Below are 23,312 nucleotides of genomic sequence, written 5' to 3'. Positions count from 1 at the left end.
TAATAAAAGTACGCACTTTTTGGTTTCATAGAAACGCCGAGGTTCCTATTGTGTATTATCAATGGCTTTGGGTGAACAATTTTATAAAAAGAATTGGTTAGATGACGATTTTCATAAAAAATTTAACGGAAAATTATCATTTTTAATTTGATTGCCTTTGCAAAATATTAGCTTCTATTTACACTACACTAGTGCTGTGTACATGTGGCAACACAATGATTATCTGTCTATATAATTTCCTGGATATTTTTCAATAAAACACCATCGAATGATTTCGACCTCCCAATACTTTTCTATACTCTTAAAAAACATTGAATAATGAGAAAGATTTTTGACATAATTAGTGTTAAAAACATTTTTTCTAGTACGTATTTGCACAGATAAATGGACTAGTTTCGGAATACGACACTTTTATAAACTATGAAAATTGAACAAATTAAAAAGCATCAATAAAAGTGTAAGTACCACTTTTATTAATGCTTTAATTTAATTAATGTCCCATATCCATAGTGATTATATTAATTGAACATATGAAACTAGCTTATTTCTTGAGAAAATCTAATGATTAGCAGCCTCCCATGGTAGCGGCGCACACTTATAAAATCCATAATAGTAAGCTTAAAGCAACATAAGAAATTCTTTAATTACATTTATTAGCTAACAAATTCGTACTAAAGAGGCGAGCTATCGCCCTTGTCTTATAGGTTCTTTAATACTATTTCGCTTTATCTACATGAAATCGACCGCTATATATATAAGTTAACGTAATAAATATATAAATTGCTAATGTTATGCCTGTTACGATAATAGATGTTGTGAAAATAATCCCAATAAGAATCGCACTTAAAGCAATAATAGCTACCCAAGTTGTATAGGGGAACCATTTTACTGCATAGGCACTTGTTTTTTCTGGCTGTATTTTACGAGATTTTACATGGGCAATCGCAATGATTAACCAAATAAATAATACAGTGTACCCTAGTGAACCCATTAGGAACTCAAACGTTTTTTCTCCTGCAAATAAAGAAATGATTACACCCGTATACATTGCTATCGTACACATCAATATGGCATACACTGGGACCTTCCTTTTAGATAAATATCCAAAGATTTTAGGTATACGCCCGTCCATAGCTTGAGTATACAGCACGCGTGATGAACCGTATAAGCCTGAGTTCATCGATGAAACAATTGCAAGTATTACTACGGCATTCATAATATGGTCCGCACCTGGGATCCCGATCATTTTAAAGACCATTACAAACGGACTTTCTGGTACTCCGTTTACTTCATTCCAAGGAATTAAACTAACAATAATAAAGAAAGGCAATAAATAGAATGTAATAATACGCACTAATGTACTGCGAACAGCTTTTGGTACTGCTTTTTCCGGATTTTTTGTTTCAGCTAACGTAATACCAATAATTTCAGTACCTCCATAAGAGTAAATTACTACAAGCATTGCAGCAATTAAGCCTGTTGGTCCATTTGGTAAGAACCCACCATGATCCGTTAAGTTTGTAAAACCAACAGCTGTATGATTACCAAAAGATACAAGCAACAACACTAACCCTGCAATAATGAATACGACAATTACGGAAATCTTAATTAACGCTAGCCAAAATTCCGTTTCTGCAAAAACTTTCACGGATAACAAGTTAACGGCTGTAACTAACACGGAAACAGACAAGGCCAGTATCCAAATCGGATATTCTGGTAACCAATATTGAATGAAAATTGCTGCAACCACAGATTCGGCTGCAATATTTAAAACCCACATCTTCCAATAGATCCAATCTAAAAAATATGCAGGATATTTCCCTAGAATCGATTGCACTAAATCTCTAAATGTTCTTGCCTCGCTATTACGAACCGCCATTTCTGCCAAACCTTGCATTACAAATAACAGAATAATACCGCCTATTAAGTACGCAATAAGTACTGCTGGACCGGCCATATCAATGGCTGCACTGCTCCCTTTAAATAATCCTGCACCAATGGCACCACCTAATGCCATCATTGTAATATGACGCGAGGTCATTGTTCTCTGTAATTTCTTGTTGCTGTTTTCCATGATTTTTCCTCCTAATATCAACTATGCCTCGGCGTAATAAGTAACATCCGTCCGAAGATAAAAAAAGGCATATCGTCTCTTCCATCATTATCAAATGAAAAAAGAGACGATATGCCTTTAGCAAACCGCGGTACCACTCTAATTGGTCCTTTATGAACCCTACTTAAAAACCTTGTAACGAAGGTTAATCGTTAATGCAAAAAGAATCGTCAATCCATTCTAACTGCATTACCACTCCTAGGTAAGTTCAAAGTATTATTGGACTGCGTTACACCAACCCGCAGCTCTCTTAACCGAATAATTAACTTTTACTACTCCTACTCATTGCGTTTCCTAAATATTATTATTAAAATTATCCTACACTATATGAGCCTGTTTTAATTCTACCAACCTTAATTAACAAAGCGCCTCAACTAAAAGCTCCTTATTTTGGTTGTCTTCCTCCGCCTAAAGATAAAAAAAGCATGTCGTCTCTTCCATCATTATCAAATGAAAAAAGAGACGACATGCCTTTAGCAAACCGCGGTACCACTCTAATTGGTCCTTCATGAACCCTGCTTAAAAACCTTATAACGAAGGTTAATCGTTAATATAAATAGAATCGTCAATCCATTCTTTTTACATTACCACTCCTAGGTAAGTTCGAAGTATTATTGGACTGCGTTGCACCAACCCGCAGCTCTCTAAACCGAATAATTAACTTTTACTACTCCTAATCATTGCGTTTGCTAAAAATAATATTTTATACGTTTCAACTAATATCCAACACTATACGGGCCTGCTTTAATTTTGTCAACACTGTATTTTACAATAACTTTAAAAATTTAAGTATTTCACAAAATTTATTCATCATTTTTCTTAGCACTACACAATAATTAGCTCGTCCTTTTAAATTAACAAATAACTTTTCAACAAAACCACTTATACCTATTATTTCGATGAAAATGAATGACATCCGCTAGGCTGTTACTTTGGCGATGAAAGTCCCTAATAACCCAATCGTTATACCTAATGCATTAATTGATATGGTTAAGCCAGCACTGCTTAATGAACCTAAATTTTAATACCATCGTTAAGAGGAATTCGACTATTGTACGTCGTATTCCTCGCAATTTCATTTTATGCTTTTTCAGAGTAATTTTTTGAAGCTTTCCGTGGTCCAAAAATTTTGCCAATATTTATGGATGGATAATAACTTGTGTCCCTATAGGAACAATACTAGCTAACTCCTCAACATCATTATTATACATACGAATACAGCCACGTGATACAGCATGACCGATAGAACTAGGATTATTTGTTCCATGAATACCGTAGTGTTCTTTCGATAAACTCATCCACATTGTACCGAATGGACCACCAGGATTTGGCTGCTTGTTGACAATAATATAATTCCCTAATGGAGTATCATACAGCATTTTTCCTACAGCAATAGGATATTGCTTTTGAAACACACCATTTTTAAATAAACGTAACCATCGATTATTTACAGAAATCTCAATTTGAAAAGGAGTCGTATTTGGAAAACCTGGTATTATTATTTGCTGCCCAATATAAAGAACGTCTGGATTGATACCTTGATTTGCATTAATGATTACCGATAAAGGTGTTCTAAAATCTCTAGCAATTTGCGACAATGTATCTCCAGCTTTCACCGTATAAATCAATAAAATCATCTCCAAAACCAAAAGTTGTTACAGTATATTATGCATAGGTTAAAGAAAGATTTAATGGTTTACATAAGAAGTTGAAACAAATAATGATTGCTCCTTAACATATCAAAAAAGTACGTAGAGTAATCTTTAGTTACTTTTAAAGTCAAATTCTGTTGGGTCAGGACCTACACGCTTTTCTAAGTTCATGGAATTAATTACCTGTAGCTCGTTATCAATAGGGTTGAAATCAAAGATGTTTGCATTTTAAACCTACGTTCTTTACTTACTGTCTTAGGAATTGTTACAACACCATTTTGAATATCCCAACACAAAATAACTTGCGTAATTAATTCCCCATATTTCCCTCGATTTTCGCAATTGAATGATCTTCCAGAAGTCCACCTTGCATTAAAGGTGCCCAAGCTTCTAATCGGATATTGCATTCAGTACAAAATGCTCGTAAGTCTACTTGTTGTAAACGTGGGTGAAATTGTACTTGATTAATAACTGGCGTTACGCGAGCTGATTTTAATAAGTCTTGTAGGTGCGATATGTTGAAGTTACATACGCCGATAGCTTTGATCATACCCGTTTTATATAGATTTTCCAGCGCTCTCCAAGTTTCTGCATATTTATTAATACCTGTATACATAAAAAGTATGCACTTTTTGGTTTCATAGAAATGTAAAGGTTCCTATTGTGTAATACCAATGCATTTGCGTAAATAACTCTAATTGATCACCGCTCCCCATTGGTGAATTAAGGTTTTTCAATAATCCCTATATGTCTCCTGTATTATATAATACTTTTATTAGAATTTTCCGATTACTATTTACACAGGGCGCAATTAGTGGTATTTAAGATAATGTAGGTACATTAGCAAACTCTGCGATAAACCCTATTGTTGTTGGTTATTCACCAAATGAAAAAGGCTTTGATAATAATATTGAACAAGCAAAAGCCTTGTCAAAAGATGATGTAATCGTTGAAGGAACAACTGTTGGATTATTGATGAATGAGCGGAAAGTACATATTAATATGACTGAAGTTATTCAATCTCAACTTAAAGGAATTGGTTTAAAAGTTGAAATTCAAGTAATGGAATATGGTGCTTATATTAATGTAATCTCTTCGCAAAAGCATCAAATGTTTATTGGTGGTTCGGTTAATGCTACAGGTGATGGCGATTACAATCAATACAATCTGTTCCATACAGCATCACAAGAATCTCCTGGTAACCATTTCTTCTACTCTAATAAAGATATTGATAAATTTATTGAGGAAGCTAGGGGTGGAGGTGAGATAGTAAAACGCGCAAGTTTAAACGAAGAAGCAATGAAAATTGAGCCTGAAGAAGCCAACTACATCTCTGTTAGTAATTAAGAACAATTAGCTTTTTAAAGTATTAAAGTAAAGAACTTTTGGTTAGATTCATCAAACTACACGATGATTACTGATGTAGAAATCTCAAAAAAATGGGAAGGGTGATTTGCAACATGAAACAATTGATTAAGCAAGTTCATTTAGAAACAGGCTATCGATATGAAGACGGCATTATTATAGGGACGACTATTGCTCCTTTTGATATTTTAATAGAGGACTGTAAATTTTCGAAAATCGAACCGACGATTGAATCGACATCTGAAATGCAAGTGATAGAGGCTCACGGGCAGTTATTGTTGCCTTCCTTCCGTGAAATGCATATTCACATTGATAAAACATATTTTGGTGGAGAATGGAAAGCACCTACAGCGATAACGAAAGGTATTTTAACTCGTATTGAAGAAGAGCAATCCTTACTACCGAAGCAACTTCCTTATGCGAAAGAGCGTGCCATCAAAATGGTGGAACATTTAATCGCTAATGGACATACACATATCCGTTCACATTGTAATGTTGATCCGCAAATTGGTACGAAACATATCGACGTAACAATGGAAGTATTGGAATCATTCCAAAATAAAATTACGTATGACATCGTCGCGTTTCCACAGCACGGATTAATTCGCTCGGCCGTTGAACCTTTAATGCGTGAAGCGATGGAAAAAGGAGCAACACATGTTGGTGGTGTAGACCCAGCAATTGTCGACCGCGCAACACACCAATCTTTAGAAACGATGATTCAAATTGCTAAAGATTATGATAAGCATATAGATATTCATTTACATGACCGAGATACGCTTGGTGAGCATGAATTTCACGTGATGATGGATTTATTAGAAAAGCATAACTTTAAAAATGAGGTAACAATTAGTCATGCGATTGCATTATCTGATTTACAAGGTGCTTCTTTAGAAAAGCTCACGAAACGTCTTGCATCTTTTAATATCGATGTGACAACTACAGTACCAATTGGACAAAATCGCTCGACAATCCCTATTCCTTATTTATATGAAAATGGCGTACACGTTTCTGTCGGACATGATAGTTTAACTGATCATTGGTCTCCTTTTGGTACTGGCAATACAATACAAAAACTCAATGTATTAGCTGAGCGCTTTAAATTAATCGATGAGTATCAATTAAGCCAGTCGTTGAAATATGCAACTGGTGGTATTACCCCACTGAACGCACAAGGTGAGCAAGTATGGCCGAAAGTGGGACATACAGCAAATGCATTACTCGTTGATGCAGTGAGTGCAGCACATACAATTGCCCGTATTTGTCCAATTACTACTGTCATCTCAAACGGTGCGATTATTTATGAGGATAATATTGAATTGAAAGGAGCTTACCGATGAATCAATGGCTATTAAATGTTCGTTTAGAAATAGGCGAAGCTTTACACGAAGATGGAAGTATCCGTACAACTACGAACTTTTTCCATATCGAAATTGATAAAAATGGACATATTGTAGAAATGATGGAAAATGACGCAGCATTCCAACCTGAAAATGCACAAGATATGCAAGGTCAGCTAGCATTACCTGCCTTTAAAGAAATGCATAATCATTTAGATAAAACCTACTTATCTTTACCGTGGAAAGCTTGCCGTACTGTGAGTAGTCTTGAGGAGCGTTTGCATTTAGAGTCACTTGAACTTTCCGCTTTAGCCGAAAATTGTGAACAACGTGCTAGCGCAATGATTGAGAAAATTTTAGGATTTGGCTCAAACCATATTCGTACGCACGTTAATATCGATCCATATATTGGTTTAAAAAATTTAGAAGGCGTTTTAGCAGCACTTGATAAATATAAAGATTATGTCACTGCAGACGTGATTGCCTTCCCTCAGCACGGGCTACTTCGCGATAATATGCCAAATTTATTGCGTGAAGCTTTACGTAATGGTGCGACAATGCTTGGTGGATTAGATCCAGGTGGCATCGACCGCAATATTGAAAAGTCTTTACAAACGACGATGGATATCGCACAGGAATTCAATGTAGATGTAGATTTTCATTTACATGACAATGGCCAATTAGGTTATTACACGATTGATAAATGGCTTGATATGGTAGAGGAAACCGATTTTAAAGGGAAAACAGATTTTAGCCATTCTTTTTCATTAGGTGATGTTACAGTATCTGAGCAAATCGCTATGGCACAACGATTAAAAAAGCATAATGTCGCCATTATGTCGACAGTACCATTTAATTTAGGACGCAAAATTCCACCGATTGATTTATTAACTGTCCATGGTGTGGACGTGCATTTTGGATGTGATGGGTTCTATGATTCTTGGAGTCCTTATGGTTCGGGGGACATATTACAAAAAGCTTGTACATTTGCTGATGTTACACGAAAAATTACAGAGCGAGAACTTCGCCAAAGTTTAGCATACATTACAAATGGAATCACACCACTCGACAATGAGGGACAAATGCAATGGCCGCAAGTTGGAGATGAGGCAAGCTTTGTTTTTGTCGCATCTAGCTGTAGTGCAGAAGTTGTGTCACGACCACCGGCAAAACGTCTATTGATGAATAAAGGAGTATTTTTCAAACAATAATTTATGAAGTTAAAAGCTTATGGAATTCTTATTTTTAGAGTTAGTTTATAGGCATCCAACTTTATTTTTGGTGCAGTGCTCGTCAATTAATGGTCAGCTCTACACGTCTAGATTCGATTAATTTGTATTAGTTTATTTTTAGGAATCATCGGCTCTCCTATTATTCGAAAAGCACATATTCGTCCGAAACAATGGCTATTACTTTGCGTCGCAACCATTCTCGGCGTTAGCATTAACCATGGGAGCTTTTTCAAAAGTTTGGAAATAATGAGCTGGCTTTATTATTTCAGCAAAACAAGTGGTAAGCGCGCAGTTTGGTTTCGGAACATCGGTAGTGTACTCGTTTTAGCAGGGATTGTTAATTCAGTTATTGTGAATGATTAATTGCTACCGCAAGAAAAAAAATATTAAAAGCAAACTACAATGTATACGAGTAGTTTGCTTTTTTTGCTTTAGTCATTATTTCGTCCCCGACAATCTAAAATTTTTGGGGTTTGCAAATAAATTTTTTAGCATAAGCTGAAAACGACACATCTTACATTCCCTTATCTTTATAAAAATGGAGGAATAATTGTTTTTTCGTTGTATGGGAAATTTGGCTCGACCGTGCTTTCAAGGAAATGGACTAGGACTCTACTTTTTGCACACTCTTGTAGAATTTATACTCGAAATCTCCCCTAACCAACCTATAATTTTAAGCATATTTGAGCAAAATAAAGTGGCAAGCCAACTATATCTAAAATTTGGTTTCTCATTTACAGAAAAATTCGATTAAAAGGACGAAAAAATTATGATTTATCCATATGGAGGTTTGTAAGATGCTCAAACAAGTCATTATAATCGGTGCTGGTTTAGCAGGGTTAAGTGCTGCTAAGAAATTGAAGGAACAAAACATTCCATTTGTATTATTAGAGGCGACTGAACGCGTTGGTGGTAAGGTAAATTCCGTCACGCATGACAATGGAAATTATTTTGAGTTAGGTCCTCAATTTTTTAATGATGATATGCATGCCTTCAATCAGCTATTACGCGCAGCAAACATTCCCCTTGCAGAAACGGCACTAGACAATAAATCAATAGAAGTGGACGATGTACGTAAACAAGACGTTGCTCCGATTATTCAAGAACTTTACGCTATAGAAGAAGTTAGTTTATCTAAGGATATTCCGCTACAAACCCTATATGAAAAGGTTATAACAGATGGGCAGGCTCGTCGTATTATAGAAAGTTATTATTGTGAAATTTTAAATATCCATCCTTCACAAATAAGTACAATTGCATCTTTCAAAAGTAATAAACGTTATTTATCGGAGCAAAATGATTTACAACTTCAAGGGACAAAACCATTTAATGAGCTGATTCATTATCTCGCTTCCCTTTTTCAAGAGGAAATTTACACTAATCATCCTGTTAAAGCGATCTACAGGATGAATGATTGCTATGAAGTTCGTACGATAAAGAAAGTGTTTTATGCACATGCAGTTATTATAGCGGTCCCTCCAACAATCGCAAGCCAAATTCAATATAGCGAATCACTGAATACGCACTTTATGCCAGCGCTTAAAAGCTATGTGGATGGCGCGATTATTAAAATAACATGGCTGTACCCTCAAAAGTTTTGGCAGGATAAACAGCGACTTCATGGAGTTATATATTCAAGTGTGCCTGGTATTTCGGTTGTGGATTCATCAAAAAAAAAGAAGGATGCCCGTTTAACAATGTTCATCGGAGCAGCTATTGCAGAAGAATTTGCTACCTTTGATGCGACGACTCGCCTACAAAAAGCGACCGCATTAATCGAGCGCTATTTTGGTAAAATCGCCCATAGCTACACTGACGTTCAGGAAAGTGTTTGGATCAATCATCCTTATTATGGCGGTGGATATAGTGCGAAAGTGAAATTTGGAGGACTCACCGATGCACCTGAAATTTTAAGAACACCGCATGAAAATGTCGTTTTCGCTAGTAGTGAAGTAGCGCTTAAATTCCCTAATTTTATGGAAGGTGCTATTCAAGCAGGATACACTGCAGTGGACGAATTAAAATTAAAAAAATAAATTAATCCCATTATTAAAAGGAACACTCACCTGTTTTTCCAAATTAGCACATGTTCCTTTATATGTTAAAGTTATTTATAATATAGGTCTTGTTAATTGGACTGGCTATTTAACTTTTTTCGTTGATACGTAGATAGTACTACTTCGCCTACTATAAATAACGACCCTAAAATTTCTACCTCTATTTTTGGTTTGTATTGCAGGGTCAATCCCATTATCATTGCTACAAATGGTTCTATATTAGATAATATGGATGCCTTTGAAGCATCGACATGTCTAATGTTATAATTTCAAATCAATGTGGCTATACCCTGTACAACAACAAGATTTCCAATAGTATTTTGGAATGTCATTTAGAAATAAAATTCCCCCACAAGCTTTATGAAACTTGCGGGGGGATTAACTTCTATTCTTGCTCTTCCATAATTTCTTGTACTTTGTTCAATTGCTGCTTCATCAAGTCTAACTGTTCTTTGCTTTGCTGAACTGTATTCACTTGCTCATTAAATTGCTCTGCATTAAAGAGTGCATTTTCTACACGAGAGATTGAATTGAAAGCATGCTCAACTGCCATCTCTTCTGGATGTGACATCGCTTGCTTTACCGCACGATTTGCCTTTTGAACAGAGTTGCTTAAAAAAGTGTTTGGACTATCCTTTTTCCAACTTTTATCTGAATTCTTACCCATTCATACCTCTTCCTTCCTGCAAATAAGATAATTTACGGAAAGCTTAGTATTGTAAAATTCCCTAAAATTATTCCTAGGCTGAAGCAAACGTTATTGAACACTTTTTTTAATATAAAATTAATCTTTAAACCACTGGGAAAACCTCACTTACTAATGATACGGTTCAACGTTATGGTTCTACATGCGGTTTTTACACAACATTTAAATAAAGGTCTAACGAAGATTCAACTTCCTACGCAACTAGTTCAAGTGCTCTCGTATCGTTTCACCACCAACAGTAATGCCTTCAAGCCCTATCTTTTTTCCTCATAATATAAATACCAAAAGAAAGAAAGAAAGAAAGAAAGAAATATCTTTAAATCCTTTCATCTTGTTTTATTGAAATTTTTAAAATTATTTTATTTTTTTTCGAACCGTTTTTAATCTTCCTTCGTTTCCTTTATCGAATAAAAATAATAGGAGGTAATTAATATGAAAAAGAATGGTTATTTTTTCACTACTTTACTTTTAGCGTTCCTACTTCTTGCGGGATGTAGCGCTGAAACAAACAACGAGAATCAGAATACAAAGGAACAAGCAAATGAGACAGCTGCCAAAGTCGAAAACAATAAAGACGAAGTGAAATCCGCACTTAAAATGATGAAGAATGAAAAAGTAGGTCAATACTTGGCTGATGCTAATGGAATGGCTCTTTATTACTTTGCTAAGGATGAGCCTAATAAAACGAACTGCAGTGGCGATTGCCTGAAAAACTGGCCTTCTTTCTTTGCAGAAAATGTAGAGGTTCCTGAAGGATTCAACAAAGAGGACTTCGGCACAATTACTCGCGAAGATACTGGAGAAAAACAAACAACCTATAAAGGCTATCCGCTTTACTATTTTGTCAATGACACTGCATCCGGGGATATTAAAGGTCAAGGCGTCAAGGATGTTTGGTTTATTTTAAACAGCGACACAGTATTTAAATAAGATAACATGAAGGAACTGCTGAAATTGGCAGTTCTTTTTTCTCTCCATTATATTTTTATACATTCTATGGTTTATAATAAAACTAAATATTCTTATAAAGGGAGAGAATCAGAGAGTGAAAACTAAAACGGACGAGGAATTGATTGAATTAATTGTTCAAAAGCATCGTCCAGCTCTGGAAGAACTGTATGATCGCTATATAAAGCTCGTTTACAGTTTCTCCATGAAAATGACAAAGGGCGACACAGAGAAAACAAAAGAAATTGTTCAGCAAGTTTTTCTCCGACTTTGGACAACAAATAGAACTTATAGCCAATCAAAAGGGGCATTTCCGAATTGGCTTATCACGATTACTAGAAATATTTCCATTGATTTAATTCGTAAAGAACAAAAACATAAGGGAACCATCCAGTTAGAGTTCCATCAATGGAGACAAATGCAGGATCAGCAGTCAGAAGGTATCTTCCAACAAGTTTCAAAAAATATTTTAAAACAACAAATTCATGAAGCTAAATGCCATCTGTCCGAATCACAGCAACGCCTTATCAATCTATTATACTGGGAAGGCTATTCTTTAAGTGAAATTGCTGAGCTTGAAAAAAAACCCATTGGTACAATTAAAAGCCGGCTACATCAAACCTTAAAGAAACTGAGGAATTATATGAGTGAAGGAACTGGAGGTGCTAGGCATGGAAAATAAATGCGAAAACCTGATTTTATATATGATAGAAGAACTTTCTAAACAAGAACGAAAACGATATGAACAGCATCTTAAAACGTGCATACCATGCCAAAATGAATTAAACTCCTTGCAAGAAACTTGGCAGATGCTGTCATATGATATGGAAGGAGCGGAAGTCCCAGAAACTCTTAAAACAGAGGTTATGAATTTAATCTTTGACGATGTACCTTTAAAAGCACCTGCAGCAATCGATAAAAAACAAACCATCGTTCAACGTTTGAGGTTACAATTGCGAAATCAATTCTCACCCTTATCTGCAGTAACAACCATCATTTTAATATTAGGTATATTTGGATTGTATTGGAATAACACCCAATTAAACAATTATATTACAGCAGTAGAAAGCGAAGTTCATACTCCTTCTCAAATCGTCAAAACCTTTACTTTAAAAGGACAGAATATAGCTTCATCTGCAAACGGAATGGCCTACCTTCTTGAAAACGGCAATCATAACAATCTAATTATTGAGTTAAACAATATGCCAGGAACTAAAAGAGATGAAGTATATCAAGTATGGCTGTTAAAAGACGGGAATCGCCATAATGCTGGCATTTTAAAGCCCGATGAAAACGGTAACGGCTTCATTACGTACCGGCTATCGAAAGATCAAACCTTCAATGATATTGGGATTACTTTAGAACCAAATCCAAATAACACCCAACCTCAAGGAGGAAAAGTGATGGGAACTTCTTAGATTTAATCTAAATAGGCTTTACCAAATGAACTTATTCTTGTAGGTAGAGCCTTATTTAGCTAGTATGGCTTGACCATATATTTTGCTAAAAACACTTTACCCTATGATTAATTCCACAATCCTGCTTTTTCTAATTTCTTTTTCCCTTTAAACGCCATGATAATAGCTCCCACATTCAAGAGCAACATGATAAAAATACTATACAAAACATACGTGTAACTGCCGGTTAACTCAAAGATATAGCCGTATGCAGGTAACGCAACAATACCTGCTACAGCTAGACCCGTAATTGCAAGTCCATAGATTCGACTGAACTCTTTATTACCAAATAGAGCTGTTGTTAAAAGAGGCCCTAATGTCCCAAGTGATGCAACAACAAATCCATAAAGGCCCGTAGCTATTGTAAACATCATTGGGTTATCAGGAACTAAAATAAGAATCCCTACTGGTACTAGTCCTAAAAGCATAGCGGAAATCGCTGTGTTCTTCACTCCTATTTTATCACTGAGGAAGCCGAAGAATAATGCTCCAATGACAATACCTACCGACCAAGAACCCATCGCATTACCCGCAAACTTGATATCATAGCCCAAACCCATCGCGAATGGTGCAACATGTTGGTTAAAAGCAGCTATCGAAGTATCAAACAAGAAGAAAACGATTAAAAAATAAAATGCACTCGACTTTTTTGCAATGGCAACAGTAACGCCGCTATTAGTTGTTGATTGAACTTGAATCTTATCATTTGGCTTAACTTCATCCATACCATATGGCTGTAACCCTTTTTGCTGCGGAGACATTCTAATCGTTAATAACACGACAGGTATAACAACCGCCATTACACCTATCCCTAAAATAAAGTACGTATTTCTCCAACCTTCATTAGCAATTAAATTTCCTGCTACTGGTTGTAAAAAAGCTCCTATTAAGCCACCTGCTCCGACCATAATCCCTAAAGCCAAGCCTTTATGTTTTGTAAACCAATTATTAATAAGTACCGGGCCTGCCAATTGTGTGACTAATACCGACCCCATTGCCATTGGAATAGCAAACAGGTACCAACCCCACACGGAATTCATGAACCCAAACATTGCAAAGGATCCTGCCTCTAAAATAACAGCTACTACTAAAAGTGCTCTAATATTATATTTTGCTATCAGCTTACCTGCAATAGGTAGGGATATCATTGTTACAATTGAAGATATACTAAAGTACAATGTTAAACTACCCATTCCAATACCTAAATCTTCTGTAATTGGGGTTAAAAATAATCCACCTGTAGTCATAATGCCGCCTTTAGCAGCGCCGACCATTACAACTAACCCTAATAATACCCACCAAGCATAGTGGATTTTTTTCTTTGACACATTCACGATGTCGTCCCCGATTCCTATATTTGATTACTACTTTCCTTATAAAATATCATTAATTAAACATGGTACTTCATATGGATTGATTTATAATTAACTATTTAAATACAGACAACTTTCATTATCTTAAAACTATTAATTACCAGGTTACTTTTCGTAACAATAATAACCCTATGCAGATAATGAGTCAATTATATGAACTTTACTGTTTTGACAAAATAAAACAAACTTGTTTAAGAACTTAAGAATCTTGCAAGATGCTCATACATTTGCGCTGGTCTCACGTTCCGCTTGAACAATTTTTATAAGTAAGTCTCTTTACTAACCCTACTTAGAACACAAAAAAAGCAGATGCGAAAATCTTTTTCCGCATTCCGCTTTCCTTAACCTCACTGTTATTAAAGCTTACTTGAAAAAGAACAAAAACTCGATTGTTCGTTGGGACTTTAATAGAATCACCCTTTTGAAAACATCTTTTAAAGCCATTTCCTGCTAGGTGGAATACTTTGAGGAAACCGAAATACGTTTCTTGGATCAAATTTTGATTTTACTTCTCGCAATCTTCTAAAATTCCGACCATAGTATGCAGTTGGCCAATCTTTGATGTAGCGATCGGGAAAATTCACGTAATCCCCTGCTGTATAAGGAGATAATGTATTCCTCACTTGTTCTATCCAATGAATGTTTTGCTTTTCTTCAATTGGGTCTTTCCATGTAGTCAGATACTCTTGAGCAATGAGGGCATTTCGATAGTAGTATGACGTACTATTTGAAGGGACTTGCCCTACCGCCCCCTTAGCGATTGGTGCCAAATGGATGTGTTTTTATTTGGTGTGTTGGCTAAAAACTCTTTCATTTCCGTAATGGCTTTTTTCGGAAATGGTCTTTCAATAAAAGATCCTGAGCGTTTGCGGAGGGCTGGTTCATTTCCACTCGGTACGTCAAAGAATTTAACCGCTTTGATGTACGGGACTTCCTTAATCGAGACATTTGTCGGGGTGCCTGTATTCCTTAAAGGTCTGAGTAGCTTTCTTAATTTGGATGGTGTACCAACAAAGATGCCTTGCGCAACAATTTCGCCCATTTTTTTTGATTTTAATTCAATTTGTGATGTTAGACGTTCATCTGTAAAAGGGGCCCAACGTTGCCATGTATCAAAGGCAACTTCAAAATCCTTCCAGCCCCATGTAATGGAGAAGATTGATACATTTGCAATTGGATGTAGCTTAAATGTAAGTGAAGTGACAATGCCGAAATTTCCACCTCCCCCTCCACAGCAAGCCCAAAACAAATCACTATTCGTATGTTTGTTTGCTTTAATGAGTTCGGCTCCTCCATGACCACAAGCCGTGACTATTTCAACTTCAATCAGATTGTCACAAGTCAGTCCAAACGGCCTTGACAACATGCCAATGCCACCACCTAGTGTAAGACCAACTACCCCCACACTGCTTTCAGTACCCGCTGGAATCGTCATGCCATGTTCCCATAATTCATGATAGACTTTCCCTAGATTTGCACCTGCTTCGATTTTAGCAGTCATTGTTGTTGGGTTCACCACAATTTTGTTCATCTCACTAACATCTATAATTAGGCCCTCCGTAACTAATGAAAAATTTTCATAGCTATGCCGACCACTTCTAATTCGAAACGGTTCATTCTTTTCTTGCACCCACCGCAATGCATTGATGACGTCCTTCGTTTTTTGACAAAATACAATTTTACACGGGAATTTTGGATTGCTTAAATTATTATTCGTTCTTGCTTGCTCATAATCAGAATCCCCAGGGACAACAATTCTTCCAGTCAGCTTTACCTTCTTCAATTGATAACCTCTTTCTCAAATAATGTTGCTCGTCTGTTACATACTATGCAAAACCATAAGAAAAGGTTGTTTTTGAAATCCAGTAGCCAGTTAAACGAATAAAAACCCCGTCACGATTTAATAGACGGGGTAAAACAAACTATGTAAGTTAAACAAAAAATTCTAACATTTTGATGGAAGTTCCTATTATAGATTCTTATAAATTGCGTGCTTGTATGTCTGGCTAAGCACATGAGTCACACAGCTTTGTTGTACAAATCTGTACGACTCATCTTTTATTATTAGGAAGAAAATAATTAGGGATTATATTGGTATAAACTTGAACAGAAGGAGTTTATTAGAATGAGGGAGGCTACTCCTGCGGGAACAGCACGAGCGGAAAATCCACTTGTTTCGAGATGAATCTCGAAACAAGTTAGTTGGAGCCGTGCCCGCGGAAAGCTCCGGACCAGAATGGAAATCAACTCTCCCCTTTTTGGGAAGGGTTTTTAAAAGATGGATTCTTTAGTTCAATTTATTCTACATATTATTTATTTCGTTCAAATTAGGCAATTTTTTTAGTTTTACGAAACCAAGCAATCATAATTGTAATAATTAATACAAATCCTAAATAGCCCATTGTTGAATATACTTTTCCAACCAATGTTGTAAAACCTACTAAACTCGCGAAAAATCCAAGTAATCCTACGAATACAACAGTAGGTTTAAATTTTTTATCTTTCGCTGCAACAAAGCGCACTGTAAAAGAATAAAACATTCCAACTGCGGTATTGTACATCATTCCAAGAAGTGCGATTGCCATTAGAACACCTACTACCGGATGAATGTTGTTTGCTAATTCAAGTGTAGGCATATCCACCCCTACGACAACATCCATTTTCACAAACATAGTCAAATTGATTAAAATGATCAAGGCTCCTAGCATAACCCCTCCGAAAACACCGCCCATGCCAGCTACTTTACGATTTTTTACTGTTCCGCCCATTACAATCAACATCGCTGCACCTGCTGCTAGGTTATACGAGACATAAAGCAATGCACTGACAATCCAGTTAGACGCTGCCGAATTTTGTGTTTGTGCCATTTCATTTGCCTCTAAAACGGAAAGATCCATTGTAAATAATGAGTAGATTAATATAACAAAAATGATTACCATTAAGTATGGCGTAAGTAAAGCTATTACATTAATTATGTTTTTTACATTTAATAACAAAGTAATGATGGTCGCTACTACCATAATGACACTACCAACCCTCGGATCAATTCCAAACATTTGCTCGAATGTAGAGCCCGCACCAGCAAACATTACAACGGCTACCCCAAATAAGAAGAACGTAATTAAAATATCTAAAACGAATCCGATGTACCGTCCACCTATGTAATAGATTACACCTTTGTGCGACGTTGTTTGAAAATCCGAGCCTAACTGTGCCAGCGTCATTCCTAATAAGGCAAAGGCAATCGTAGCAATAATCGCACCAATCAACCCTTTAAGCCCAAAGCTTGTGAAATACTGCATAATTTCTTGTCCAGAAGCAAAGCCGGCACCAACAATAATTCCGACAAATGCTCCTCCTATTTGTATACTTTTCTTCATCGATTCACCTACTAAATTATTTTATTATTTAAATATTCAAATAATTATAGTCAAAATACATCCTTAAGCACCTTATTCGATACTTAAGGATTGTATGTCATTATTGATACGTTTTTTTCTCTACCGTATATGATTCTATTGTTTCAACATCCACTTTGTATCCAATACCAGCTTGTTGTAGCACTGTAATATAACCATTCTCTGCTACAACTTCTGGCTCGATTATATCTTTCTCCCAGTAGCGGTTTGAACTCGCTGTATCACCAGGTAAAATAAAGTTTTCTAACGTGGTTAAGGCTACATTATGCGCACGTCCAATTCCTGATTCCAACATTCCGCCACACCATACAGGAATGCCTTGTGCTTCACAGTAATCATGAATCTTTTTCGCCTCCGTTAAGCCACCTACACGTCCAATTTTAATATTAATAATTTTTGTAGCCCCGATTTCAATTGCTTTTCGTGCATCCTCTAAAGAATGAATACTTTCATCCAAGCAAATTGGCGTCGTCATTTGCTTTTGCAACGTTGCATGATCGATAATGTCATCCGATGCAAGTGGTTGCTCCACCATCGTTAAATTGAATTCATCCAATTGCTTTAAAAGCTCCATATCAGCTAAACGATACGCTGAGTTGGCGTCGGCCATAATGGCAACGTCTGGGAATTTTTCACGTAATGTACGCATCACCTCGATATCCCAGCCTGGCTTGATTTTAACTTTAATACGTTTGTAACCTTCGTTTACATACTCATCTACAAGTGCGACTAAATCATCAATTGATTTTTGAATTCCGATACTAATACCGACTTCGATTTTATCTTTTTTGCCTCCAAGCGTAGCAGCAAGTGATTGATTGGTTTGCTGCGCATAGATGTCCCAAATTGCACCTTCGATTGTCGATTTTGCCATGTTATTTTTACGAATTGGTTCAAAAATTTCGCTTACTTCATCTGGATGATTGATTTCCTTTTTTAAAATAAGAGGTATTAAGTAATCCTCTAACATATGCCAATTCGTTTTTAGCGTTTCCTCGTTGTACCAAGGAGAATGGAATGCAACAGATTCACCCCAGCCGATTGTACCGCTTTCGTCCTTTGCCTCTAATACTAAAAAATCTTTATTTGTAAATGTGCCAAAACTTGTTGTGAACGGCGCTTTTAGCTTCATTTGTAAATGGCGAATTGTTATTTCAGTAATTTTCATATGTATTCCCTCCGAGTGCTAATGTCTCTTTTTTTACAAAAATGTATTCATTCCATTGTTCTGCAATTGCGATCCGAACAGCTACATAGCCCTGTGAAAAGAGTGCACCAAATGCTTTTCGTGTCGTCATGCGCCAGTGCAATGCACAATCCGCGTTCGTCTGCTTTAATTGTTGGAAATCTTTCGGAACAGGCAGTGAATACGAATCATTTGTTAAATTTTCTAAAGTTGCTAGCTGTAAAGTAGGTCGTTCATTTTGATCCAAATAAAAATGACCAATTGGTTGTAAATTCAAAATGTTCGGCTGTTGTTGCTGTTCTACATATTCTGAATCTAAATGCCAGTGCACCTCGAAGCGATCTGATGGGAGACCTTTATTGAATCCATCTTGCATTTCACCGTAGCAATTTTCTAAATAGGTGTCACAAATACCATTTAGCTTAGATAAGTTTAAATAACCGTTGCGTGTTTCAAGTGGATCAAATGTCCAATGCATTATAGTGTAGCCTTTTGCCCGTGCAATTTGCCGTTGTGCATGCTTCAGTTGTTCACCAATTCGCTTCGAACGATAGGCTTCATCGATTCCCAACATATGTGAGCAAAGATAGCTTTCACCATTTTTATATGCTGGAAAACCATAGCTAAAGCCGACTAATTTTTCACCATCAAATGCGCCAACGACGATGCCACCATTTTTTACAGCCGTTAACGTTTGGTGAGTCGGAATTGGACTTATGCCCCATACTCGCTCCTCTAGTTGTTGGACTTGCTCCATCTCTTGTAATGATGTTAATTCCTTAATGTTCATGCTTGTTCGCTTCCTTCTATTTGCTGATAGGCTAGTTGTATCGCTTTTGTAATTATTTGTGCCCCTACTGGTAGCTGTTCATGATTGAATGTCATTTGTGGATGATGCAATCCTGGTGATACCGCGCAACCAAGACCTAACATCGTCGTTTTCAGCTTAGGCCTCGTAAACGTATAAAAGTGAAAGTCCTCCCCACCTGGCGTCACAATAGCAGGTGCACAATTCGTTGCCCCAACCGTATTAATAATCGCTTGCCTCATGATTTCATGCGCGTCCTTATCTACTTGTGCAGCCACAATATATGCCGATACCGTCGTCTTAATGGTAGCCCCGTACAAAAGGCTAACCGCATCGACAGCATTATTAAAGCCAGTCGTTAATTTTTTCATCGTTTCATTTGTTTGTGCTCTTGCATCTATACTAAATGTAGCTGTGCCCGGAATAATATTTGTCGACGTTCCACCGCCCTGTATTTGCGTCATTTTTATGGAAGCTGACTCCGTTGGGCTAATCCAAATACGCTTTATTGCATCTACAAGTGCCGCGGCTACTTCGATTGCATTAATTCCTTGCTCTGGTCTTGCACCATGCGCTTCTATACCCGTAATTGTACCGGTAATCAGCTTGGCTGCCCCATGATAAAGTGCTGGAGCATGATGTCCGTCCGCTAACTCTACAAGTGGGCGAACATGTGAACCGAATAAGTAAATGAGCGGATCAATTACGCCTTGCTCAAGCATGGCCTTCGCTCCGGATGCTTTTTCCTCTGCTGGTTGGAAAATAATACGCACAGCACCTGGTAGTTTCATTTCTTTTAATAACAAAACAACACCAATCGCCATTGTCATATGTCCATCATGTCCACACGAATGATTCGCTTGAAACTGTCCATCAATTTCTTGCCACAATGCATCCATATCTGTTCGGAAGCCCACTTTCGGTTCACCTTGGCCAATATCAACATATAAACCTGTCATATTCGAAAATTCAATTGGTTTTAATCCTTCATTTCGTAATAACTCCGCAATGTATTTTGTTGTGTTTACTTCCTGCCAGCTAATTTCTGGATGTGTATGCAAATAGTTAAATTCATTTTGTAGACGGGCTTGTAATTGCTCTTTCATATTTATCATCTCCATCGATTTGCGATAAAACTAGTTTGAAAATCATCAAATTTTAACCGCTGTTCATTATAATAAGCTACGTCATGTGACATCATGCCAACAATTAAAGAATTCATAAACGTCACAAGCGCAGGCATTAAATCAATTGTTGATAACTCCTTTTGTTCAAGAACAAAGCATGTATCGATCACTTCATGTAAAGAAGCAACATTCGAATCTGTTATCCCTATCACTTTCGCACCTCTTGCTAATACTTCTTGTGCTAATTGCAAAGTGTCATTGTAATAACGATGCAAGGAAATAATTAGAACAAGTGTGGTTTCATCTATTTCCTGTAGCTTACGAATTAAGGCGCTTGTTTCCATCACAATCAATTCCACACCCGGCCTTAGCATATTCAAAGTATAGTGGAGCCACTGTGCACCAAATTGGGAAGCGCCAACACCCGCGATATATATTTTTTTAGCATCATGCATCGCTTTAGTCGTATTTTTAAAAAGCTCTTCATCCATTTGCTCAGCAATTTTGACAACTTTAGCACTCGATTGACGCATGACCTTTTCACAAAGCGCCTGTTCTTTAAATAATGCTTCTTTCGATGATACGTAATTTCCTAATGTACTACTTGCATAATCCTCCACTAAAAATCTTGTAATTTCTTTTTGTAGTTGTGCAAACCCTGTCAAACCTACTGCATAACAAAATCGAATAACTGTAGTCTCACTTGTATTAGCCAATTGACCGATCTCAGCCGCTGCGTGTGTACTAATATATGCTGGATTATTTAAAACAACAGTAGCCACTTTTTGTTGAGACTTTGATAACTGAAAAAAATGTTGTTCAATACGCTCTTTAATCGTCAACTAAAGAAGTCACTCCTTTATTTTTATATTTTTGAAGTTTGTACTTCATTCGGGTATTACATAATTTAGCATGATCATTTATGAATAGCAATTAATTTTCTGAAATTTCTCGATACAGTAACTATTAGACATTTCCCCAATTCTTGATAAAACGTTTTCAAACAGAAAAAAGTACAAACGAGTAAGGAAATTCGCTCGTTTGTACTTTTGAAATTATTATTATCGTTTTGGAGGCTTTTATTAAAGTTGCATACAAAAGAATGGATGTTTACAATTGGGGATTTATTTGTAACACCAGGCTAATTCCTACTATGCCATTGAATTTTTTACATAACTTAAATGGACTACTAATGAAAGAAGGTATGCATTTTGAATAGATTTCCGTTTGATGAAAGTCCGAATGGCCAACCGTTTAATCAATTCTTCCCACCAGGATTTGGTGGGCCTGGTTCTCCACCACCGGGATTTGGTGGACCTGGTTTCCCACCTCCCTCCATGAATCAACCACCAATGGGAGGTAATACACCAATGCCAATGGGAGCACCACCTAACTTTACGCCAGCAATGCCTATGTCAACGTCTAGGTCTGGTTCACACTCTGGTTCTAGTGGGATTAGAAGATGTATTTACCGCAATACATTCATTTGGCAAAGAAACGGCAATAGTTTTTGGTTTTTCCCAACATTTGTATCTAGAAATGTAATTTTAGGGTTCCGCTGGGGACGATTTGGCTGGACATTTAGCACGATTAATCGAGACTCGATTCTTACATTCCAATGCTTTTAATTAGTTGTTGAATGGTATGTTATGATTGCAAATGTGATGGTTTAAATATCGTTTGCAATGACGTGGTTTGTTAAGGATTGGACAATAAAAATACCAGATACAAGGTTAATACAACTACTCTTGTTTCTGGTATTTAATTTCTTTTAGTAAATTTTACATTTCACTTCTAAAATGGGTTGGGCAACTGTATTTTAAACAAAAGAGGATAGACCCACTTCTGACCATATTTTTCAACAGATACAATAATTTATTATCTCTCTAATTGCTCGATCATTTCTGTGTATCCTCTTTGTTTAGCATATTCCAATGCCGTCATTCCATTGTTATCACGAAGCTCTTTGTTCGCTTTGTAAGCTAACAACTCCTGAACAATTTGCTGATATACTTTTGAACTATCTGTTAATGCGACTGCTTCAATTAAGGCTGTATAACCAAAATCATTTTGATGATCCATATCCATCTTACCATCTGCTAAAAGTAACTTTACATTAGCTAAATGTCCTTTTTCAGCAGCTGGAATCAATGCATTGCCACCATAACGATTGTACACTCGATGATCAGGTGTTGAATTTTCAAGTATATAAGCTAAAATCTCTGTTTTACCTTGCGCACCTGCATATAAATAAGGACTATCTTGAATCGCATCCTGTTGGTTAACATCCGCTCCTGCATCAATTAAAGCTTTTGCAATTTCAACATAATTTTTATGCGTAGCAATTAACAACGGTGATTCGTCTTTTTTATTTGTTTCATTAATTGGATAAGATTTATCTTTTAATATGCCCTGTACTTTTTCAAGATTATTAGCTTCAACAGCTTGAAGCAATTCACCTGGTTGATTTGCCATTTCCATTACCTCCTCGTCATTACATCCTGTTATTATGAATAAAAAGTAAAAGCT

Annotated in this window: 18 protein-coding genes, 2 pseudogenes and 2 other annotated features; of the genes and pseudogenes, 8 read left to right on the top strand and 12 right to left on the bottom strand. The window is 36.5% G+C overall.

What is annotated here, in order from left to right:
• Window positions 1-715: 715 nt before the first annotated feature.
• From CSE16_RS07195 to CSE16_RS21760, 3 genes are all read right to left on the bottom strand, one after another.
• On the bottom strand, window positions 716-2,074 hold the full coding sequence (locus CSE16_RS07195; RefSeq protein WP_099423277.1) for an amino acid permease: 1,359 nt from the start codon (window positions 2,072-2,074) through the stop codon (window positions 716-718).
• Between the two features lie 99 nt (window positions 2,075-2,173).
• Window positions 2,174-2,408: a binding site (T-box leader), on the bottom strand.
• Window positions 2,409-2,568: 160 nt separating this feature from the next.
• Window positions 2,569-2,803: a binding site (T-box leader), on the bottom strand.
• A gap of 449 nt (window positions 2,804-3,252) precedes the next feature.
• Window positions 3,253-3,741 carry a L,D-transpeptidase family protein gene (locus tag CSE16_RS07190; RefSeq protein WP_099423276.1) on the bottom strand — a complete coding sequence of 163 codons (489 nt, stop codon included), beginning with the start codon at window positions 3,739-3,741 and terminating at the stop codon, window positions 3,253-3,255.
• 334 nt (window positions 3,742-4,075) lie between these two features.
• The gene (locus tag CSE16_RS21760; RefSeq protein WP_253896190.1) at window positions 4,076-4,381 is read right to left on the bottom strand and encodes an aldo/keto reductase; all 306 of its coding nucleotides are present in this window, start codon (window positions 4,379-4,381) and stop codon (window positions 4,076-4,078) included.
• 227 nt (window positions 4,382-4,608) lie between these two features.
• Here CSE16_RS21760 and CSE16_RS07180 point away from each other — a divergent pair.
• From CSE16_RS07180 to CSE16_RS07160, 4 genes and pseudogenes are all read left to right on the top strand, one after another.
• Window positions 4,609-5,112 (top strand): annotated as a pseudogene (locus tag CSE16_RS07180) (ABC transporter substrate-binding protein); the annotation flags it as partial.
• Between the two features lie 113 nt (window positions 5,113-5,225).
• Complete coding sequence (locus CSE16_RS07175) at window positions 5,226-6,470, top strand: amidohydrolase (RefSeq protein ID WP_099423274.1); 1,245 nt, start codon at window positions 5,226-5,228, stop codon at window positions 6,468-6,470.
• A complete protein-coding gene (locus CSE16_RS07170) occupies window positions 6,467-7,681 on the top strand; it encodes an amidohydrolase (protein ID WP_099423273.1) in 1,215 nt (404 codons plus the stop codon). Before CSE16_RS07175 ends, CSE16_RS07170 begins: the two co-directional genes overlap by 4 nt.
• A gap of 818 nt (window positions 7,682-8,499) precedes the next feature.
• Entirely contained in the window at window positions 8,500-9,738 is a 1,239-nt protein-coding gene (locus tag CSE16_RS07160; RefSeq protein WP_172954362.1) for a flavin monoamine oxidase family protein, read from the top strand.
• Window positions 9,739-10,144: 406 nt separating this feature from the next.
• On the opposite strand, the gene CSE16_RS07150 is transcribed toward CSE16_RS07160, so the two are convergent.
• On the bottom strand, window positions 10,145-10,426 hold the full coding sequence (locus tag CSE16_RS07150) for a hypothetical protein (protein ID WP_099423270.1): 282 nt from the start codon (window positions 10,424-10,426) through the stop codon (window positions 10,145-10,147).
• Window positions 10,427-10,897: 471 nt separating this feature from the next.
• On the opposite strand from CSE16_RS07150, the gene CSE16_RS07145 reads away from it, so the two are divergent.
• From CSE16_RS07145 to CSE16_RS07135, 3 genes are all read left to right on the top strand, one after another.
• Window positions 10,898-11,395, top strand: coding sequence for a COG4315 family predicted lipoprotein (locus tag CSE16_RS07145; RefSeq protein ID WP_099423269.1), 498 nt, complete (start codon window positions 10,898-10,900; stop codon window positions 11,393-11,395).
• A 115-nt stretch (window positions 11,396-11,510) separates the two neighbouring features.
• On the top strand, window positions 11,511-12,095 hold the full coding sequence (locus tag CSE16_RS07140) for an RNA polymerase sigma factor (protein WP_099423268.1): 585 nt from the start codon (window positions 11,511-11,513) through the stop codon (window positions 12,093-12,095).
• Window positions 12,085-12,831 (top strand): anti-sigma factor, encoded by a 747-nt coding sequence (locus CSE16_RS07135; RefSeq protein ID WP_099423267.1) that lies wholly within the window; start codon window positions 12,085-12,087, stop codon window positions 12,829-12,831. Before CSE16_RS07140 ends, CSE16_RS07135 begins: the two co-directional genes overlap by 11 nt.
• A gap of 107 nt (window positions 12,832-12,938) precedes the next feature.
• On the opposite strand, the gene CSE16_RS07130 is transcribed toward CSE16_RS07135, so the two are convergent.
• From CSE16_RS07130 to CSE16_RS07100, 7 genes and pseudogenes are all read right to left on the bottom strand, one after another.
• Window positions 12,939-14,198, bottom strand: coding sequence for an MFS transporter (locus CSE16_RS07130; protein WP_371514556.1), 1,260 nt, complete (start codon window positions 14,196-14,198; stop codon window positions 12,939-12,941).
• 479 nt (window positions 14,199-14,677) lie between these two features.
• Window positions 14,678-16,026 (bottom strand): annotated as a pseudogene (locus tag CSE16_RS07125) (FAD-binding oxidoreductase).
• Window positions 16,027-16,570: 544 nt separating this feature from the next.
• Entirely contained in the window at window positions 16,571-17,623 is a 1,053-nt protein-coding gene (locus tag CSE16_RS07120) for a YkvI family membrane protein (protein WP_099423265.1), read from the bottom strand.
• A 100-nt stretch (window positions 17,624-17,723) separates the two neighbouring features.
• The gene (menC, locus tag CSE16_RS07115) at window positions 17,724-18,830 is read right to left on the bottom strand and encodes an o-succinylbenzoate synthase (protein WP_099423264.1); all 1,107 of its coding nucleotides are present in this window, start codon (window positions 18,828-18,830) and stop codon (window positions 17,724-17,726) included.
• Window positions 18,817-19,638 (bottom strand): GNAT family N-acetyltransferase, encoded by an 822-nt coding sequence (locus tag CSE16_RS07110; RefSeq protein WP_099423263.1) that lies wholly within the window; start codon window positions 19,636-19,638, stop codon window positions 18,817-18,819. Before CSE16_RS07110 ends, menC begins: the two co-directional genes overlap by 14 nt.
• Entirely contained in the window at window positions 19,635-20,762 is a 1,128-nt protein-coding gene (locus CSE16_RS07105) for an amidohydrolase (RefSeq protein WP_172954361.1), read from the bottom strand. Before CSE16_RS07105 ends, CSE16_RS07110 begins: the two co-directional genes overlap by 4 nt.
• Window positions 20,763-20,767: 5 nt before the next feature.
• Window positions 20,768-21,625 (bottom strand): MurR/RpiR family transcriptional regulator, encoded by an 858-nt coding sequence (locus tag CSE16_RS07100; protein WP_099423261.1) that lies wholly within the window; start codon window positions 21,623-21,625, stop codon window positions 20,768-20,770.
• A gap of 369 nt (window positions 21,626-21,994) precedes the next feature.
• On the opposite strand from CSE16_RS07100, the gene CSE16_RS07095 reads away from it, so the two are divergent.
• Entirely contained in the window at window positions 21,995-22,411 is a 417-nt protein-coding gene (locus CSE16_RS07095; RefSeq protein ID WP_253896189.1) for a hypothetical protein, read from the top strand.
• A 250-nt stretch (window positions 22,412-22,661) separates the two neighbouring features.
• On the opposite strand, the gene CSE16_RS07090 is transcribed toward CSE16_RS07095, so the two are convergent.
• The gene (locus CSE16_RS07090) at window positions 22,662-23,258 is read right to left on the bottom strand and encodes an ankyrin repeat domain-containing protein (RefSeq protein ID WP_099423259.1); all 597 of its coding nucleotides are present in this window, start codon (window positions 23,256-23,258) and stop codon (window positions 22,662-22,664) included.
• Between the last annotated feature and the right edge of the window lie 54 nt (window positions 23,259-23,312).

Origin of the sequence: Solibacillus sp. R5-41 (assembly GCF_002736105.1) — a bacterium.
Taxonomy (GTDB): Bacteria; Bacillota; Bacilli; order Bacillales_A; family Planococcaceae; genus Solibacillus.
This window is presented reverse-complemented; position numbering and strand designations above follow the sequence as displayed.